The 17218-nt window shown below is 55.5% G+C and carries 17 protein-coding genes; 9 read left to right on the top strand and 8 right to left on the bottom strand.

The window, feature by feature from the left end; all coding sequences use genetic code 11:
* Nucleotides 1-81: 81 nt before the first annotated feature.
* Nucleotides 82-1722, bottom strand: a complete 1641-nt coding sequence (locus AC6I8R_RS06730; protein WP_415174066.1) for a DUF2813 domain-containing protein — start codon at nucleotides 1720-1722, stop codon at nucleotides 82-84.
* A 137-nt stretch (nucleotides 1723-1859) separates the two neighbouring features.
* Here AC6I8R_RS06730 and AC6I8R_RS06725 point away from each other — a divergent pair, with 137 nt between their 5' ends.
* From AC6I8R_RS06725 to ltaE, 3 genes are all read left to right on the top strand, one after another.
* On the top strand, nucleotides 1860-2759 hold the full coding sequence (locus AC6I8R_RS06725; RefSeq protein WP_497832741.1) for a LysO family transporter: 900 nt from the start codon (nucleotides 1860-1862) through the stop codon (nucleotides 2757-2759).
* A 93-nt stretch (nucleotides 2760-2852) separates the two neighbouring features.
* Entirely contained in the window at nucleotides 2853-4574 is a 1722-nt protein-coding gene (poxB, locus tag AC6I8R_RS06720; RefSeq protein WP_497832044.1) for a ubiquinone-dependent pyruvate dehydrogenase, read from the top strand.
* A gap of 67 nt (nucleotides 4575-4641) precedes the next feature.
* A complete protein-coding gene (ltaE, locus tag AC6I8R_RS06715) occupies nucleotides 4642-5646 on the top strand; it encodes a low-specificity L-threonine aldolase (RefSeq protein ID WP_021182582.1) in 1005 nt (334 codons plus the stop codon).
* 2 nt (nucleotides 5647-5648) lie between these two features.
* Here the strand turns inward: ltaE and AC6I8R_RS06710 are convergent, their stop codons facing one another.
* Nucleotides 5649-6482: an N-acetylmuramoyl-L-alanine amidase gene (locus AC6I8R_RS06710; protein ID WP_497832043.1), complete on the bottom strand. Its 834-nt coding sequence runs from the start codon at nucleotides 6480-6482 to the stop codon at nucleotides 5649-5651.
* A gap of 83 nt (nucleotides 6483-6565) precedes the next feature.
* On the opposite strand from AC6I8R_RS06710, the gene AC6I8R_RS06705 reads away from it, so the two are divergent.
* The 6 genes from AC6I8R_RS06705 to artJ (AC6I8R_RS06680) all read left to right on the top strand — a co-directional run bounded on the left by AC6I8R_RS06705 (nucleotide 6566) and on the right by artJ (AC6I8R_RS06680) (nucleotide 11039).
* On the top strand, nucleotides 6566-7102 hold the full coding sequence (locus AC6I8R_RS06705) for a lipoprotein (RefSeq protein WP_415174062.1): 537 nt from the start codon (nucleotides 6566-6568) through the stop codon (nucleotides 7100-7102).
* Nucleotides 7103-7318: 216 nt separating this feature from the next.
* The gene (artP, locus tag AC6I8R_RS06700) at nucleotides 7319-8047 is read left to right on the top strand and encodes an arginine ABC transporter ATP-binding protein ArtP (protein WP_021182579.1); all 729 of its coding nucleotides are present in this window, start codon (nucleotides 7319-7321) and stop codon (nucleotides 8045-8047) included.
* 15 nt (nucleotides 8048-8062) lie between these two features.
* A complete protein-coding gene (gene artJ, locus AC6I8R_RS06695; protein WP_497832042.1) occupies nucleotides 8063-8794 on the top strand; it encodes an arginine ABC transporter substrate-binding protein in 732 nt (243 codons plus the stop codon).
* A gap of 6 nt (nucleotides 8795-8800) precedes the next feature.
* Nucleotides 8801-9514 carry an arginine ABC transporter permease ArtQ gene (artQ, locus tag AC6I8R_RS06690; RefSeq protein WP_497832041.1) on the top strand — a complete coding sequence of 238 codons (714 nt, stop codon included), beginning with the start codon at nucleotides 8801-8803 and terminating at the stop codon, nucleotides 9512-9514.
* Nucleotide 9515: 1 nt separating this feature from the next.
* Nucleotides 9516-10184, top strand: a complete 669-nt coding sequence (artM, locus tag AC6I8R_RS06685; protein ID WP_021182576.1) for an arginine ABC transporter permease ArtM — start codon at nucleotides 9516-9518, stop codon at nucleotides 10182-10184.
* Between the two features lie 123 nt (nucleotides 10185-10307).
* Complete coding sequence (gene artJ, locus AC6I8R_RS06680) at nucleotides 10308-11039, top strand: arginine ABC transporter substrate-binding protein (protein WP_208725110.1); 732 nt, start codon at nucleotides 10308-10310, stop codon at nucleotides 11037-11039.
* An 84-nt stretch (nucleotides 11040-11123) separates the two neighbouring features.
* Here the strand turns inward: artJ (AC6I8R_RS06680) and rlmC are convergent, their stop codons facing one another.
* From rlmC to potF, 6 genes are all read right to left on the bottom strand, one after another.
* Nucleotides 11124-12248 carry a 23S rRNA (uracil(747)-C(5))-methyltransferase RlmC gene (rlmC, locus tag AC6I8R_RS06675; protein ID WP_497832040.1) on the bottom strand — a complete coding sequence of 375 codons (1125 nt, stop codon included), beginning with the start codon at nucleotides 12246-12248 and terminating at the stop codon, nucleotides 11124-11126.
* Nucleotides 12249-12296: 48 nt separating this feature from the next.
* Nucleotides 12297-12758 (bottom strand): YbjO family protein, encoded by a 462-nt coding sequence (locus AC6I8R_RS06670; RefSeq protein WP_497832039.1) that lies wholly within the window; start codon nucleotides 12756-12758, stop codon nucleotides 12297-12299.
* A gap of 195 nt (nucleotides 12759-12953) precedes the next feature.
* A complete protein-coding gene (gene potI / locus AC6I8R_RS06665; RefSeq protein WP_021182572.1) occupies nucleotides 12954-13799 on the bottom strand; it encodes a putrescine ABC transporter permease PotI in 846 nt (281 codons plus the stop codon).
* Nucleotides 13796-14758: a putrescine ABC transporter permease PotH gene (gene potH, locus AC6I8R_RS06660; RefSeq protein ID WP_415174059.1), complete on the bottom strand. Its 963-nt coding sequence runs from the start codon at nucleotides 14756-14758 to the stop codon at nucleotides 13796-13798. Before potH ends, potI begins: the two co-directional genes overlap by 4 nt.
* A gap of 9 nt (nucleotides 14759-14767) precedes the next feature.
* On the bottom strand, nucleotides 14768-15901 hold the full coding sequence (gene potG / locus AC6I8R_RS06655) for a putrescine ABC transporter ATP-binding subunit PotG (protein WP_021182570.1): 1134 nt from the start codon (nucleotides 15899-15901) through the stop codon (nucleotides 14768-14770).
* A gap of 115 nt (nucleotides 15902-16016) precedes the next feature.
* Complete coding sequence (gene potF / locus AC6I8R_RS06650; protein ID WP_021182569.1) at nucleotides 16017-17126, bottom strand: spermidine/putrescine ABC transporter substrate-binding protein PotF; 1110 nt, start codon at nucleotides 17124-17126, stop codon at nucleotides 16017-16019.
* Nucleotides 17127-17218: the final 92 nt, after the last annotated feature.

The raw sequence follows: 17218 nt of genomic DNA, 5'->3' as shown, positions 1-17218 counted from the left end.
GAAAAAAAATGCCAGCCAGTGATGCTGGCATTTTTCTTTTGAGAATTTTACGTCCTCTTCCGACAAGATTTCGCCGTGAAATCAATCGGCCTTGCCATGTGCCAACCAAATTACCCGTGAAAACAAGGTATCCAGCAGGGACGGAATCGACGCCGGTCCACGTTCGGCAGCAGCCATCGCGACAGCAATCGCCAGCTCCGGCTTAGAACTATGATGAATCGCTTTAGTGATAATACGCCGGGCGTTCATCGGTACGTTTAACGGCAGGTGCGCTGTTTGATGATAAATGTCACTAAACCCATGCTTATAAAAGAAGTTCTCGATATCCAGCGCCGGTAGCATCGTCAGGTGATCGACATCATGTTCATGCGCTTGTAACTGGCTGCGCGTGGTCGCCGCATATTTCTTCCCGGCATCATCGCCATCGGTCAACACATGCCAGGCTATCCCCATACGGCGGGCAAATTTCAGCAATGGTTTCAGGCCGGACTGGGCAAACTCAATCACCTTCACCCCTTCCGCGGCAAAGTGATAACCGCTCTGGCGTGCCAGTTCATTAATAATCCACACCTCCGTCTCCCCCTCCACCAGCAGCCAGCAGCGCGCAAACAGGGCCGATGGACGATTAACGCGAATATGGAAACCAATCCGACGGCTCTCCTCCGCACTCAGCCCCTCAGGGCCGATGCGCCAGGCCGCAACCCGTGTCGGTTCACGTACCAGACGACAAACACTCTCCAGCGGTACCTGAGACAATAATTCACCTGAATTAGTGGTGGCGATTTTTTGCACTGGCATCAGATCCAGCAGGTTCCACGCCACCGCCAGCATAATGGGATGGAGGCGGGTTTCCGGGTCCTCAACCAGTAACATGGGGCGAGCGCCGACCGGTAGCGCAGCGTTGCCGTGCGCCTGAATCAACAGCGAAAACATGCGTAACAGAATGACCTGGCGGCTGCGCGATTCAGTACCCGCAATCAGATGATTGAGCTTATCCAGAGAACGCCAACCCTCTCCACCGTTTCGGGCTTCCGGCGATACCCTGGCCATGTTGCCCCCCGGATGCTGGACCAAAAAGTAATGTTCCAGCAATTGCTGCATCGTATGCAGCCCCTGGCGCAGCAGTTCATCGCTCAGCATTTGTGGTCGCGAAACCAGGTCACGCGTCAGTTTATCAACTTCCAGCGCCAACTCGCTCAGGGTACTGGCACGTTGCACCGGATCAGTCTCCACCTGACGCGCCCGACGGCTAAAGCGGGCATCGCGCACGCGCAACACCGGGTAAAAGGTTCTTAGGTGGACCAGCGCCTGCGCCGTCCCGTCCAGCGGTAATACATCGCCGCGCGCATCAATAAAGCGATGGGTGGTCTTCACCTGATGCTCATGCCGCTTACCGCGTGCGCTGAAGCACAGGTAACGTTCGTCACCATCACGTTGCCAGAACGGCTCCAGTACCGGCTCTTCATCGTGGCTTTCGCCGCGAAAACGGAATACCAGCTGTAACTGGTGAGTGCGCGCCTCAAGATCGCCTGGCGGGAAGTGGAAGTCGTTTTCGGTGAAGAGATAGGATTCGGTAGCGGGAGCCAGCAACAGCGTCAACGCATCCAGCAGACTCGATTTCCCCCAGGCATTTTCGCCAATCAACAGATTGGTCGCAGTCAACGACAATGAGAGTCGGTTTATCCCGCGAAAACCATATATATCGATATGTTCCAGAATCATCGCAGCATCCATCCTGTTCTTTGCCTGAGCATGGTCTGCCTTGTGGCGTTGGTCAAGCCGTCTCGCCGGGAAAAGGTTTACACTTCAGATATTTTTCGTTAGCGTGACGCCTCATTTTTTCAGGGACGAATCACATGATGTATACCGGATTGATCATTATCCTGCTGCCACTGATCCTCGGCTGGTTGTTGCCAGAGCAAAGCCCGCGTCTGCTGAAAATCGCCAACCGCTCGTTGGGACACATTGTTTACCTGATTCTGTTTTTTATGGGCATCAGCCTGGCGTTTCTCGACAATCTTGGTAGCAATCTGCTGACGATCTTCCATACCGCGCTCATCAGCATGCTGTGTATCCTTGCCTGCTCGCTGGGCGCGCTGTGGTTACTGGAAAAACGTTATCCGTGGCAGCATAACCATCGCCCGCAAACATTGCCCTCACGCTGGCATATGGCGCTGGAATCGGTGAAATTGTGTGCCACTGTTGCCGCGGGATTTCTGCTGGGATTGACCCACGCATCCCCCCTGCGTCACGCCGCCACCGCCAGCGAATACGCGTTGATCCTGATGCTTTTCCTGGTCGGCATTCAGTTGCGCGGCAGCGGCATGACATTACGGCAGATTATGTTGAATCGCCGTGGCCTGTTGGTGGCGGGGGTATCGCTGGTCAGCGCCCTGTGTGGCGGTGCTCTGGCTGCTACGTTACTGGGTTTGCCGCTAAAAACCGGGTTGGCACTGGCGAGCGGATTTGGCTGGTACTCCCTCTCCGGCATTCTGATGACCGAAGCCTTCGGCCCGGTGATGGGCAGTGCAGCGTTCTTCAATGACCTGCTACGCGAATTATTCGCCATCATGCTGATCCCCCTGCTGGTCACACGCCATCGCTGCACGGCGTTGGGGTTGAGCGGTGCCACCTCAATGGATTTCACCCTCCCCATCTTGCAGCGCGCAGGAGGGATGGAGATTGTCCCGGCGGCCATTGTGCACGGCTTTATCATGAGTCTGCTGGCGCCGATTCTGATCGCCCTGTTCTCGGCCTGACCCGATTACGCGCAGCGCATTTTTTCACGGCTGCGCGGTTATCCCATCGTCTACGCTTCAGACTGACCTCATTTTCCCGGAAAGGAGTGTTTGATGAAGCAAACTGTTGCAGCGCTGCTGGCGAAAACCTTAGAAAACGCAGGTGTGAAACGCATCTGGGGCGTAACTGGCGATTCATTGAATGGGCTAAATGACAGCCTCAACCGCATGGGCACCATCCAGTGGATGCCCACCCGACATGAGGAAGTCGCTGCTTTTGCCGCCGGTGCCGAAGCGCAAATCAGTGGGCAACTGGCGGTGTGTGCCGGTTCCTGCGGGCCAGGCAATCTTCACCTGATCAATGGCCTGTTTGATTGCCATCGCAATCATGTCCCGGTGCTGGCCATTGCCGCGCACATCCCCTCCAGTGAAATCGGCAGTGGCTATTTTCAGGAAACCCACCCCCAGGAGTTGTTCCGCGAATGCAGCCACTATTGCGAGCTGGTGTCCAACCCGGAGCAGCTGCCGCAGGTGCTGGGCATCGCGATGCGTAAAGCCATCCTCAATCGTGGCGTTTCGGTGGTGGTATTACCCGGTGATGTGGCGCTGGAAGCAGCCCCAGAAGGCGCACGCGCCGATTGGTATCCGCCACAATTGCCGCAGGTGGTGCCGTCCGCCAGTGAAATCGCCCGACTGGCGTTGACGCTGAATGGCGCAAAAAATATTACCCTGCTGTGCGGCAGCGGTTGCGCCGGTGCGCATGCTGAAGTGGTGAAGCTGGCGGAAACGCTGAAAGCACCGGTGGTACACGCGATGCGTGGCAAAGAACATATCGAGTACGATAATCCTTATGATGTTGGCATGACCGGTCTGATCGGTTTTTCTTCCGGTTTTCACGCCATGATGAACGCCGACACGTTGGTGCTGCTGGGTACGCAATTCCCCTACCGTCCCTTCTACCCGGCAGAAGCCAACATCATTCAGATTGATATCAATCCCGCCAGTCTCGGCGCGCATAGCCATGTGGATATGGCGTTGGTGGGCGATATCAAAGCCACCCTGCTGGCATTGCAGCCACAGCTCACCAGCAAAAGCGATCGTCAGCACCTTGACAACGCATTGGAACACTATGCCGATGCCCGCAAAGGGCTGGACGAGCTGGCAACCGCCAATGATAAACAGGCAATCCATCCTCAATATCTGGCGCAGCAAATCAGCCATTTTGCCGCTGATGATGCCATCTTTACCTGCGATGTCGGCACCCCCACGGTTTGGGCTGCACGCTATCTGAAAATGAACGGTAAACGGCGGCTGCTCGGCTCGTTTAATCACGGTTCGATGGCAAACGCGATGCCCCAGGCATTAGGCGCACAGGCGCTCAACCGCGACCGTCAGGTGGTGGCGCTGTGTGGCGATGGCGGATTCAGCATGCTGATGGGCGATTTTATTTCCGTGGCACAACTGAAGCTGCCGGTAAAGCTGGTGATCTTCAACAATAGCGTGCTGGGGTTTGTGGCGATGGAGATGAAAGCCGGAGGCTATCTCACCGATGGCACCGAACTGGAAAATCCTGACTTTGCGGCCATCGCCACCGCCTGTGGCATCAAAGGTATTCGGGTAGAGCAAGCCTCGGCGCTCGACAGCGCGCTGGAGGAAGCATTCGCCCATGATGGTCCGGTGCTGCTGGATGTGATTACCGCCAAAGAAGAGTTGGCTATCCCACCACAAATCAAACTGGAACAGGCCAAAGGCTTCAGTTTGTATATGCTACGCGCGATTCTGAATGGTCGTGGCGATGAAGTTGTGGAGCTGGCGAAAACCAACTGGCTGAGGTAAAACGGTTTCAGCAAACCAAAAAATCGTATGCGGGCGCTCAGCCCGCTTTTTCTTTCAGGAGAGCGACGTGATCGATTTACGCAGTGATACCGTAACCCGCCCGAGTTCCGCCATGTTGGACGCCATGATGGCGGCTGAAACCGGCGATGATGTTTATCGTGACGATCCTACCGTCAATGCACTGGAAGCCGAAGCTGCACGTCTGAGCGGCAAAGAAGCCGCGTTATTTTTTCCTACCGGTACACAAGCGAATCTCGTGGCGCTATTGAGCCACTGCCAGCGCGGTGAAGAGTATATCGTTGGACAGCAGGCGCATAACTACAAATACGAAGCCGGTGGTGCGGCAGTGCTGGGCAGCATTCAGCCTCAACCGATTTTGGCGGCGGAAGACGGTACCTTGCCGCTGGTCGATGTCGCTGCCGCTATTAAGCCGGACGATATCCACTTTGCCCGCACCCGTCTGCTGAGCCTGGAAAACACCCATCACGGCAAAGTGCTACCACTCGCGTATCTGGAGCAAGCCTGGCAATTCACTCGCGAACATAAGCTGGCGTTGCATATTGACGGCGCGCGTATCTTCAACGCGGTGGTGGCGCAAAACACCACGCTGGAAAAGATTGCCCGTTACTGCGACACCCTGACCATCTGCCTGTCCAAAGGGCTTGGCACCCCGGTGGGATCGCTGCTGTGCGGTGATGCTGCGTATATTGAACAGGCTCGCCGCTGGCGCAAAATGACCGGCGGCGGGATGCGCCAGGCCGGAATTCTGGCGGCCGCAGGCCTGTATGCGCTGCAACATAACGTGGCGCGTTTGCAGGACGACCATGACAACGCGGCCTGGCTGGGCGAGCAGTTGCAAGCGCTGGGCGTGACGGTGGTAAGCCAGCAAACCAATATGTTATTTGTACAGGTCCCACCGCAGCAGGTTGAAGGGTTAAAAGCGTGGCTGAAGGCGCGTGACGTGTTGATTAGCGTCGGCCCGGTAACGCGTATTGTTACCCATCTGGATGTCAGCCGTGACGATCTGGCACAGCTGGTCGCTCACTGGCAGGCCTTCCTGCAACAGGCATAACCTCAGGCAGCACCATATTTCGCCAGTAACGCGCGGGCAATTGCCAGCGTCTCTGCATCCGCCAGGCCACGGTAATCCCGCGGCCTGAAATGCATCTGAAATGCCGCAATCACCTTACGCTGCATCGCAGGCGTGGTGGCAGCCGTGATGTCATAACCGTAGCGCTGTAACACATCCAATAATGCTTGTTGATCAACCAACGCATCGGCGGCCTGATCGCCAAGGTAACGCTGCACCGTAGCCGTATCGGGCCACGCCCCAATCCCCTGCTGCGCCAGTTGCTGCCACGGAAACAGTGGACCAGGATCCTGTTTGCGCTGCGGCGCGATATCGCTGTGCCCCACCACATTTTCCGGCGAAATACCGTAACGCTTGGTGATGTCTTTGACTAAGGCTTCCAGCGCCGCGATTTGTGCCGGGCTGAACGGCTGCCAACGCAATCCGACCAGCGTGCGTTGATAGCCGCTGTTTACCAGTTCAATGCCAATCGAGGTGTCGTTGATGCGCGTCGCGCCGCGCCAGAAACTCGGTCCGGCGTGCCAGGCCAATTGACTTTCGGGCACCAGTTGCCAGATCACCCCTTTTCCTCTGCGCTGTTCGGGTTGCGCCGGAATCAGGTAATGCGCGCTGACTTCACGATCGGTCAAGGTCGCCAGCGAGGAAGGAAGATCTTCGGCGGTGTAGTGGATCACCACCACCTTAATGCGTGGCCGCGCGCCTTGCGCCGGGTGGGAGGTATCGACCCAATAGCCGTGGCGTGCTTCAATCGCCGACTGACACCCGCTCAGGATCAGCATCGCCAGCAGCAACCCACCACGCATCAGCCACATCAACATCCTCTCCCCCGTCTGGCACCGAAACCAACGCTATACTTTATGCTAATTATGCCGCTTTGCCAGTGAACAATAAGGAAATCGAGATGAGAAACAATGCTTTTGCGCTAGTTGTTCCCGCAGCGTTGCTGCTCAGCGCCTGTACCACCGTTGAGCCCGTGATAAAGGATAATGGTCCACGTATGGCGTCGTGTGTCGAAGGCGGCCCGGATAGCGTGGCGCAGCAATTCTACGATTTACGCGTCAGCCAACCAACCCAGGGCCTGCCGGATAATGCGCTGCTGGCGAAATATCGTCCCTACCTGAGCGACCGGTTGTATCAGAAGCTGGTGCAGTCAAACGGGTTGAGCAATAAACCTGCCGACTGGCGCAGTGGTGACCTGTTCTCCAGCCTGGCGCAAGGCCCCACCTCTGCTGAGGTAGCCAGCGCCTCCTCCATCCCCAACCGGGATGCCCGCAATATCCCGCTGCGTGTTGACCTGACGCGGGGCGATAAGAAGTGGCAGGACGAAGTACTGATGATCCACGAAGGCAGCTGTTGGGTAGTGGATGATGTGCGTTACGTTGGCAACTGGCCGCATCCGGGTGGTGGCTCGCTGAGTCAGTTGCTGGAGGAGCGTTAATTACCTGTCTGGCGTGATAAATCACGCCGCTACAAAATGTATCGGTTGTAGCGGCGCGATTTATCGCGCATTTTGTCTGCCACACCGCGATGTCGAGATATTGTGCTACGCTTTTTACCTTTAACTGCTGTTTAATAAATTTTAACCCACCTCAATTGCATAACTATTCTGGTGACGTTAAGATTCGCGGCATCAATTGCTATTCATTTATCGCGCATGAGTATTCAACTAACCGGCATTAACTGTTTTTACGGTGCCCACCAGGCGCTGTTCGATATCAACCTGGCCTGCCCACAGGGCGAGACGCTGGTGTTGCTCGGTCCGAGCGGCGCGGGGAAAAGTTCACTCCTGCGCGTGCTGAATCTGCTGGAGCAGCCGCGTTCTGGCAGTTTGCAGATCGCCGGCAATCATTTTGACTTCAGTAAGACTCCGTCTGACAGTGCGATTCGTGAATTGCGTCAGAACGTGGGTATGGTGTTCCAACAATACAACTTGTGGCCGCATCTGACGGTGCTGCAAAACCTGATCGAAGCGCCCTGCCGCGTGCTGGGTTTAAGCAAGGATCAGGCCCGTGCGCGCGCCGAAAAACTGCTGGATCGTCTGCGACTGACCCCGTATGCCGAGCGTTTTCCCTTGCACCTTTCCGGTGGTCAGCAACAACGCGTGGCGATTGCACGCGCGCTGATGATGGAACCCCAGGTGCTATTGTTCGATGAACCGACCGCCGCACTCGACCCGGAAATCACCGCGCAGATCGTCAGCATTATCAATGAGCTGGCGCAGACGAAGATTACCCAGGTGATCGTCACCCATGAAGTGGAAGTCGCACGTAAGACCGCCAGCCGTGTGGTGTACATGGAAAATGGCCACATTGTGGAACAGGGCGACGCCAGCCACTTTACACAGCCGCAAACCGACGCGTTTGCTCACTATCTTTCGCACTAAGTCAGGATGTCTCTAATGAAAAAAGTCGTACTTGCTGCACTGCTTGCTGGTTTGAGTCTGAGCGCTTCCGCTGCGCAGACCCTGCGTTTCGCGACCGAGGCTTCTTATCCTCCGTTTGAATTCGTCGATTCTGACAATAAAATTCAGGGCTTTGATGTCGATTTGGCCAATGCCTTGTGTAAAGAGATTGATGCCACCTGTACCTTCACCAATCAGGCCTTTGACAGCCTGATCCCGAGCCTGAAATTCCGCCGTTTCGACGCGGTGATGGCTGGTATGGACATCACGCCAGAGCGTGAAAAGCAGGTGCTGTTCACTAAACCTTACTACGACAACTCGGCGCTGTTTATCGCGCAGAAAGGCAAAGTGGCGGATGTCGCGGCGCTGAAAGGCAAGCGTGTCGGCGTGCAGAACGGCACCACCCATCAGAAATACCTGTCTGATAAGCACAGCGACATCACCGTGGTGCCGTATGACAGCTACCAGAACGCCATCCTCGACCTGAAAAATGGCCGCATCGATGCCGTCTTCGGTGACACTGCGGTGGTCAACGAGTGGCTGAAGCAAAACCCGAACCTGGCCGCGCTGGGTGACAAAGTGACCGACAAAGCCTACTTCGGCACCGGTCTTGGCATCGCGGTGCGCATGGGTAACACCGAGTTGCAGGAAAAATTCAACACCGCGCTGGATAAAGTCAAAGCCGACGGTACTTACAAAACCATCTACAACAAATGGTTTCAGCAGTAATTTCTGATGAATGAAATGATTCCACTCGCAAGCGCCGCCGGTATGACCGTCGGCCTTGCCGTTTGTGCATTGATCGCCGGCCTTGTGCTGGCGATGATTTTTGCTGGCTGGGAATCGGTGCGCTGGCAGCCGTTGGCCTGGGTTGGCACCGGTTTAGTGACGCTGATTCGCGGTCTGCCGGAAATCCTCGTGGTGCTGTTTATCTACTTCGGTGCCTCGCAATTGTTGCTGTCACTGTCGGATGGCTTCCATATCAACCTTGGCCTGTTCAGCATTCCGGTGCAGGTACAGATTGAGAACTTCGATGTCAGCCCATTCCTGTGCGGCGTAATTGCGCTGGCGATGCTTTACTCGGCTTACGCATCACAAACCCTGCGCGGCGCGTTAAAAGCGGTGCCAGTGGGTCAGTGGGAATCCGGTCAGGCGCTGGGGATGAAGAAGTCAGCGATTTTCTTCCGCCTGATCATGCCGCAGATGTGGCGTCACGCATTACCCGGCCTGGGTAACCAGTGGCTGGTGCTGCTGAAGGATACCGCGCTGGTGTCGCTGATTAGCGTTAACGATCTGATGTTGCAGACCAAAAGCATCGCTACCCGTACGCAGGAGCCCTTTACCTGGTATCTGGTGGCCGCGGCCATCTATCTGATTATCACGCTGTTCAGTCAGGCGGTGCTGCGCCGTATTGAATCGCGCACCACGCGTTTTGAGCGGGGAGCCTGATATGCTGCAATATTTACCCGAACTGCTGAAAGGTCTGCATACCAGCCTGACGTTGACCGTCGCTTCACTGATCGCCGCGTTGGTGTTGTCGCTGCTGTTCACCGTGGTGCTGGCGCTGAAAGTGCCGGTGGTGAATGCCCTCGTCAAAGGCTACATCACGGTGTTCACCGGTACGCCGCTGCTGGTGCAGATCTTCCTGATATACTACGGCCCCGGCCAGTTCCCCAGCATCCAGAACATTCCCTGGCTGTGGCATTTGCTGTCGCAGCCGTGGCTGTGCGCCCTGCTGGCGCTGTCGCTCAACAGCGCAGCCTACACTACGCAATTGTTTTACGGCGCGGTACGTGCCATTCCTTCCGGTCAGTGGCAATCCTGTGCTGCCCTCGGGATGAATCGTAAAGACACGCTGCGAATTCTGCTGCCGTATGCGTTTAAACGTGCGTTGTCGTCCTACTCCAATGAAGTGGTGCTGGTGTTCAAAAGTACCTCTCTGGCCTACACCATCACGCTGATGGAGGTAATGGGCCACGGTCAATTGCTGTATGGCCGCACCTATGATGTCACGGTGTTCGCCGCCGCCGGTTTGGTGTATCTGTGCGTCAATGGTTTGCTGACATTGATGATGCGCCTGATTGAACGACGCGCGCTGGCATTTGAGCGTAGAAATTAATATCCAGGCGGGCTTTCCCGCCTTTTTTCATTATTTATACAACATTCTTGCATAATGATGCATTCGATGGCATCTTGTAACGCGTTCGCCTCCGGGCGTAAATGATCTACAGGAGCCTCAAAAATGAAAAAATGGATCGTTGCTGCTGCACTGGCAACTCTGGCAATGAATGCCTTTGCGGCGGAGAAAATCCGCTTCGCCTCTTCCGCGACTTATCCTCCATTTGAATCTCTGGACCGTGAAAATCAAATCGTTGGCTTTGATATCGATCTGGCAAAAGCGTTATGCCAGCAAATGAAGGCCGAATGTACCTTCACCAACAACGCATTTGACAGCCTGATCCCCTCTCTGAAATTCCGCCGCTATGACGCCATCATCTCCGGTATGGATATCACCGCCGATCGCAGCAAACAGGTGGATTTCACCCAACCCTATTATGCCAACTCGGCTGTCGTCATTGCGCGTAAAGGCCAGTTCAGTGATTTCGCCCAGTTGAAGGGCAAACGGATTGGTATGGAAAACGGCACCACCCATCAGAAGTACCTGCTGGAGCAGCATCCGGAAGTGGTCGCGGTGGCGTATGACAGTTACCAGAACGCCATTCTCGACCTGAAAAATGGCCGTCTGGATGGCGTATTCGGTGATACTGCCGTGGTAAATCAGTGGCTGAAAACCAATGCTGATCTGGCCCCGGTTGGTGCGCATGTGACGGATGCCAGTTATTTTGGCACCGGGCTGGGCATTGCGGTACGTAAAGGTAATACCGAACTACGCGATCAGCTGAATGGCGCGCTGGCGGCAATCAAAGCCAACGGTACGTATCAGCAACTCAATCAGAAGTGGTTCCCCGAATAATAGCTATGGGGTCGGCGCGGTGTGATGCCTGACAGGTTCTGCACTGTCCTCGGTTCAGGATGAGCACGGCGTCGCCCCACCCCTTCAGCGTTTAGTCAGTAACGTCAGCACTTCGAAATGGGCGGTATGGGGAAACATATCGAACAACTGCACGCGGCTGACGTCATAGGCACTCAGACGCGCGATATCCTGCGCCATGCTATGCGGATTGCAGCTGGAATAGAGAATGTATTCCGGTGCCATCTGGCTGAGGTAGGCGCATAACTCAGCCCCAATGCCACGGCGTGGCGGATTGACCAGCACCAACTCCGGTACCTGATCCCGCGAGGTGGCGAACTGGGTGGAATCCAGCGCGGCAAAACTGACCTTCTCCAGCCCCAGTTGCTGAGCTGACTGGCGAGCACAGGCGATAGCTTCCGCGTTGATCTCAATCCCGGTTAACTGCATCTCTGCGCTGGCACAGTGCAGACCAAAACCGCCTACGCCACAAAACAGATCCCACATGCTGCTCACCGCCAACTGCGCCACCCAGTCGCGTGCGGTGGCATACAAACTGGCTGCCACCCGCGGGTTGGTCTGGAAGAAACTTTGTGGGCGAATAAACAGCGGTACGTGATTAAACTTCTCGGCCAGCGCCTGATCAGGCGTCAGCGCAATCTCTTCTTCGCCTTCGAGGATCGCCATATGCACCGGCTGAATATTGGCAGAGATCACCGTCAGCTGTGGCAGCTGCTGTTGCAGCCACGGCAGCGCGGCGCGTAACTGTTCCAGTTTGCTGGCAGAGCGCAGCACGAAACGCAGCATCATGCCGCCCTGGGTGCTCTCCGTCAGCAACAGGAACTTCAACTCACCACGTTTGCGCGCCACGTTATACGGTGTTAAACCGGCGCGGGCGATAAAGGGTTTGAGTACGGCAAACACCGGGGCAAAACTGGCAGGATAGAGTGGGCAGGCGCACAGATCAACCGGCTCGCCATCACGCGACATCATGCCAAACACCGGACGCTCGACACTGCCGCTCACCACCATCTTGGCTTTATTACGAAACCCCTGTTCAACCGAAGTGACCGGCGCGCGCCACTCCCCTACCGCCTGCTGCGCCAGCAGTTGCTCCAGCAGCGACTGTTTCTCAGAAATCTGCTGCGGGTAAGGTTTTTCCAGCCACTGGCAGGAACGGCAGATGTCGGCATCATAAAGCGCGCAATGCATGGTGGGGCCTGTATTCTAAATCGGGAGAAAAAACGGGGGGCGATTGTATCACCGACGCAGGAAAAAAGCGCGGCTGCTGGCCGGGACAAACAACAGCAGCAGAACCATCACATCCGGCAGTTTCTGCGACAGGGTATGGTGAATGATCTGCGCGTTAGTTTCGCCATCGATACTGAAGATCTCCGGGTAAATCCAGCCCATCGATGCCATCAGCATATATCCCAGCACGATAATCTGGGTCGCCACATAGCCCCAGCGCCCTCGGTTACTGCCGCGCATCAGGGTGAAGGCACAGCGCAGCTCAAACAAAAAGATCAGCTGGCTGGCAATAAAAATGACGGTGGAATCCCAGGCCTGAGCGCTACGGTGGACAAAATTGACTAACTCTTCGTAACCCAGTTCATTCGCCAGCATCACCACGCTGATGCAGCGTGTCGCAATAATGGCGATACCGGCAACCAACACCGGCGCTGGTGTGAACAAAGGCACTTTTTTCAGGGTTTCCGACATCGACCAGGCTCCATAACAAAAGGCTGGCTGCGCCATCATGCTGATCAGGTTTGCACGAATCAGTAGCTGCGCGATTTATCGCGCTGTCGCAGGTGTAAAACCCCGCGCGATAAATCGCGCCGCTACGAAATGTATCCTACCTGAGCAGCATTACGTCAGCTCCAGCCTCTCCTATAGTGGCAAATGTTACGGATTTCAGCCACGTCTTGCTTTCTGAATATCGCGCAAACGTTGCTTTTCTTCGTGCGCCATAAAGCGCCAGGCGATAAAACCGACCAGACCGACGACGAACAGAATCAGCGATGCCAGGGCGTTGATCTCCGGGTTCACGCCACGGCGCACGGTAGCAAAGATCGCCATCGGCAAGGTGGTCGCACCCGGACCGGTCACAAAGCTGGCAATCACCAGATCATCGAGCGACAGGGTAAACGCCAGCAGCCAGCCCGTAATGATGGCCGGGGCGATCATGGGTACGGTAATCACGAAGAACACCTTAAGGGGGGTTGCGCCGAGATCCATTGCCGCTTCTTCAATCGAACGGTCCAACTCACGCAGGCGCGAGTTGATTACCACCGCCACATAAGCGGTACAGAAGGTGACGTGTGCCAGCCAGATAGTCAGCATGCCACGATCGCTCGGCCAGCCGAGGGTATTGCCCATCGCCACAAACAGCAGCAACAGCGACAACCCGGTGATCACGTCCGGCATTACCAGCGGCGCGGTAAGCATAAACGCAAAGCCGTTGTGCCCTTTGAAACGGCCAAAACGCACGATAATCACCGCTGCGATAGTGCCCAACACCACCGCCATACTGGCCGACATCGCGGCGATGCTCAGGCTGAGCAGCACCGCATCGATCATCGCATCGTCCTGGAACAACACATGGTACCAGTGGAACGAGAAGCTCTCCCACACCGTTACCAGTTGTGAACTGTTAAACGAATAGGCCACCAGCAGCAGCATCGGTGCATACAGGAACAGAAAGCCGAGCACCAGAATCGCGGTACGCCAGGGGGAGCGGATAGCCGGTAACTGATTCATCCCTTCTCTCCCATTTCACGGTTTTGATGTTTGTGGAACCAGACAATCGGCAGGATCAGAATCAACAGAATGATCACCGCCAGCGCTGACGCCACCGGCCAGTCACGGTTGTTGAAGAACTCCTGCCACAGGATACGTCCAATCATGATGCTGTCCGGGCCGCCCAACAATTCCGGGATGACGTACTCACCCACCGCCGGTATAAACACCAGCATCGAACCGGCGATAATCCCGCCTTTGGTCAGCGGCACAATGACGCTGAAAAAGGTCTTCAACGGACGCGCACCCAGATCCAGTGAAGCTTCCACCAGCGAATAATCAATACGCGTCAGCGCGGTATAAATGGGCAGCACCATAAACGGCAGATAGCAGTAAACAATACCGATATACACTGCGGTGTTGGTGTAGAGGATCACCAGCGGATGATCGATAACGCCCAGCCACATCAGGAAACGGTTGAGGATACCGTTGTTATTCAGCAGCCCCATCCAGGCATACACACGTACCAGGAACGACGTCCATGACGGCAGGATTACCAACAACAGCAGGATGGTACGCATGGAAGGCTTACTGTGCGCCACCGCCCACGCCAGTGGATAACCAATCACCAGGCAGATAATGGTGGAGATAGCCGCCACTTTCAGCGATTGCAGATAGGCATCGGCGTATAACGGATCATCCGTCAGTTGCAGATAGTTACCGAGATTAAGCACCAGATTGAGCTGATCATCAGCCCAGGTGACCAAATCGGTATAAGGCGGGATCGCGCGCGCGATATCGGCAAAACTGATTTTCAGCACGATCAGGAACGGCAGCAGGAAAAACAGCACCAGCCACAGGTAGGGCAGTGCGATCACCAGCTTACGGCCATGTTGCATTTTGATGCGCGTGGCCCAGCGCTGTAGCGGGGTGCCCGGCTGTTCAGCCTGCTTGGCACCGGGTTGAGAAATCTGGCTCATTCCGCCTCCTTAAACCGTCAAAACCACACAGCTGTCTGCATCCCAGCACAGGCGCACTTCATCGCCCCAGGTGGGCGCGCCTTTGCGGTAACGATGGGCATTCTGCAACTGGGCGCTAATCATCTGACCGCTCTGCAAACGCACATGGTAGATCGACAAATCGCCAAGATAGGCGATGTGTACCACTTCCCCCACCGCGAAGTTACAACCATCGGCAGGCACTTCGTCGCACAGCATCACTTTTTCCGGGCGCAGCGCTACATGCACCGGAACGTTATCGACGATGGAGACATCCGTCTCCACTTTCAACGGATGCACCAGACCCGGGCTTTCCAGCACCAGACCATCTTCACGGCGCTCACGCAGCAATCCTTCAAACACATTTACCGAGCCGATAAATTCGGCGCTGAAGCGGTTGGTTGGGTGTTCGTAAATCTCTTCTGGCTCACCGATCTGGGCGAATTTACCGCGGTTCATAATGGCGATACGTCCCGCCATGGTCATCGCTTCTTCCTGGTCGTGGGTCACCATGACGCAGGTCACGCCGACGCGCTCCAGAATATCCACCACTTCCAGTTGCATACGGTCGCGCAGTTTTTTATCCAGCGCCCCCATCGGTTCATCCAGCAGCAGCAGCTTCGGACGCTTAGCCAGACTACGTGCCAGCGCCACACGCTGACGTTGACCGCCAGAGAGTTGATGCGGTTTACGTTTGGCGTACTCCTGCATATGCACCAGCGCCAGCATTTCTTCAACGCGGCTGGCGATTTCGCCTTTCGGCAGTTTGTCCTGCTTGAGGCCAAACGCGATATTTTGCTCCACCGTCATGTGCGGGAACAACGCATAGGACTGGAACATCATGTTGATCGGCCGCTGATACGGCGGCACATGGGAGAGATCCTGCCCATCCAGCACAATCTGACCGCTACTCGGCACCTCGAATCCTGCCAGCATACGCAGCAGGGTCGATTTGCCGCAGCCCGAAGGACCGAGCAGAGCAAAAATCTCACCTTTGTAAATGGTCAGGCTGACATCATCCACGGCGTGCTGGCCGTCAAAGGATTTGGTCAGGTTGCGGATTTCCAGCAGCGGCGTTAATGCCTTTGCGGTTTTGTTATGGGGGCGGGGAATCGCGTCGCTCACTAACTTATCTCCAACGCTTAGCGACTGTTAACATCAGCCGCTAAAAATGGCACAACAGAGGCCATCACCGCGCCTCTGTTGTCGTCCTAATACAAGTGAATCCGTTCAGAACGAATTACTTACCACTTTTAACTTTAGTCCATGCACGGGTACGTACACGATCCAGTTTCGGATCCTGGACTTTCAACACGAACAGCTTGGACATAATCTCGGCTGGCGGGAAGATGCCTGGGTTGTTACGTACATCGGCATTGATCAGCGGCAGTGACGCCTTGTTGCCGTTGGCATAGTTCATCTTGTTAGAGATGTCGGCGATCACTTTCGGATCCATGATGTAGTTCAGCCACTGGTAGGCTTCGTCGAGATTCTTGGCATCTTTCGGAATCGCCATCATGTCGAAGAACGCCAGTGCGCCCTGCTTCGGAACGCTGTAGGCCAGGTTCACGCCATTTTTCGCCTGAGCAGCACGGTCCTTCGCTTGCAGGATGTCACCCGACCAACCGATCGCCACACAAATGTTGCCGTTCGCCAGGTCGTTGATGTACTGCGACGAGTGGAAATAACGAATGCTCGGACGCAGTTTCAGCAGCAGATCGGTCGCTGCACCGGAGTAATCTTTCGGGTCAGAGCTGTTCGGATCTTTACCGAGGTAGTTCAGCACGGTGGCAAAAATCTCTTCCGGCGCATCGAGGAAGGAAACACCACAGCTTTTCAGTTTTTCCAGGTTTTCCGGCTTCAACACCAGATCCCAGCTATCAACCGGCGCGTCTTTACCCAGAATAGCTTTCACTTTATCGACGTTATAGCCGATACCGGTGGTGCCCCACAGGTAAGGAATCGCGTATTTGTTGCCTGGATCGTGCTGAGCCACTTTCGCCATCAGATCCGGGTCGAGATTTTTGTAGTTCGGCAGTTTGCTCTTATCCAGCTCCTGGAACACACCAGATTGCAGCTGGCGCGCGAGGAAGCTCGACGACGGCACGACCACGTCGTAACCGGTGCTACCGGCCATCAGTTTGCCTTCCAGTACTTCGTTGGAGTCAAACACGTCGTAGACGACTTTAATGCCCGTCTCTTTTTCGAAATTCGGAACCGTGTCCGCCGAAATATAATCAGACCAGTTATAAACGTGCAGCGTTTTATCTGCGGCCAGTGAACCAGCTGACGCTGTCATCAGTACACCAGCAACCACACCTGACAACCATTTTTTACGTTGGTTGAACATGTTTTCCTTCCTCCTGAGCGGGTCATCACAACGCTGCATACACGCGATCCGGACGTTGCGTTTTCTGTTTATTTACAGGCACACAATGAATC

The sequence above is a fragment of the Pantoea sp. X-Soil-OKNW-713 genome, from assembly GCF_059730685.1.
This window is presented reverse-complemented; position numbering and strand designations above follow the sequence as displayed.

Bases quoted from the DNA above. Each gene is read 5' to 3' on its own strand.
- AC6I8R_RS06730 (WP_415174066.1), bottom strand. From the start codon at position 1,722: ATGATTCTGGAACATATCGATATATATGGTTTTCGCGGGATAAACCGA.
- AC6I8R_RS06725 (WP_497832741.1), top strand. From the start codon at position 1,860: ATGTATACCGGATTGATCATTATCCTGCTGCCACTGATCCTCGGCTGG.
- poxB (WP_497832044.1), top strand. From the start codon at position 2,853: ATGAAGCAAACTGTTGCAGCGCTGCTGGCGAAAACCTTAGAAAACGCA.
- AC6I8R_RS06710 (WP_497832043.1), bottom strand. From the start codon at position 6,482: ATGTTGATGTGGCTGATGCGTGGTGGGTTGCTGCTGGCGATGCTGATC.
- AC6I8R_RS06705 (WP_415174062.1), top strand. From the start codon at position 6,566: ATGAGAAACAATGCTTTTGCGCTAGTTGTTCCCGCAGCGTTGCTGCTC.
- artP (WP_021182579.1), top strand. From the start codon at position 7,319: ATGAGTATTCAACTAACCGGCATTAACTGTTTTTACGGTGCCCACCAG.
- artJ (WP_497832042.1), top strand. From the start codon at position 8,063: ATGAAAAAAGTCGTACTTGCTGCACTGCTTGCTGGTTTGAGTCTGAGC.
- artQ (WP_497832041.1), top strand. From the start codon at position 8,801: ATGAATGAAATGATTCCACTCGCAAGCGCCGCCGGTATGACCGTCGGC.
- artM (WP_021182576.1), top strand. From the start codon at position 9,516: ATGCTGCAATATTTACCCGAACTGCTGAAAGGTCTGCATACCAGCCTG.
- artJ (WP_208725110.1), top strand. From the start codon at position 10,308: ATGAAAAAATGGATCGTTGCTGCTGCACTGGCAACTCTGGCAATGAAT.
- rlmC (WP_497832040.1), bottom strand. From the start codon at position 12,248: ATGCATTGCGCGCTTTATGATGCCGACATCTGCCGTTCCTGCCAGTGG.
- AC6I8R_RS06670 (WP_497832039.1), bottom strand. From the start codon at position 12,758: ATGTCGGAAACCCTGAAAAAAGTGCCTTTGTTCACACCAGCGCCGGTG.
- potI (WP_021182572.1), bottom strand. From the start codon at position 13,799: ATGAATCAGTTACCGGCTATCCGCTCCCCCTGGCGTACCGCGATTCTG.
- potH (WP_415174059.1), bottom strand. From the start codon at position 14,758: ATGAGCCAGATTTCTCAACCCGGTGCCAAGCAGGCTGAACAGCCGGGC.
- potF (WP_021182569.1), bottom strand. From the start codon at position 17,126: ATGTTCAACCAACGTAAAAAATGGTTGTCAGGTGTGGTTGCTGGTGTA.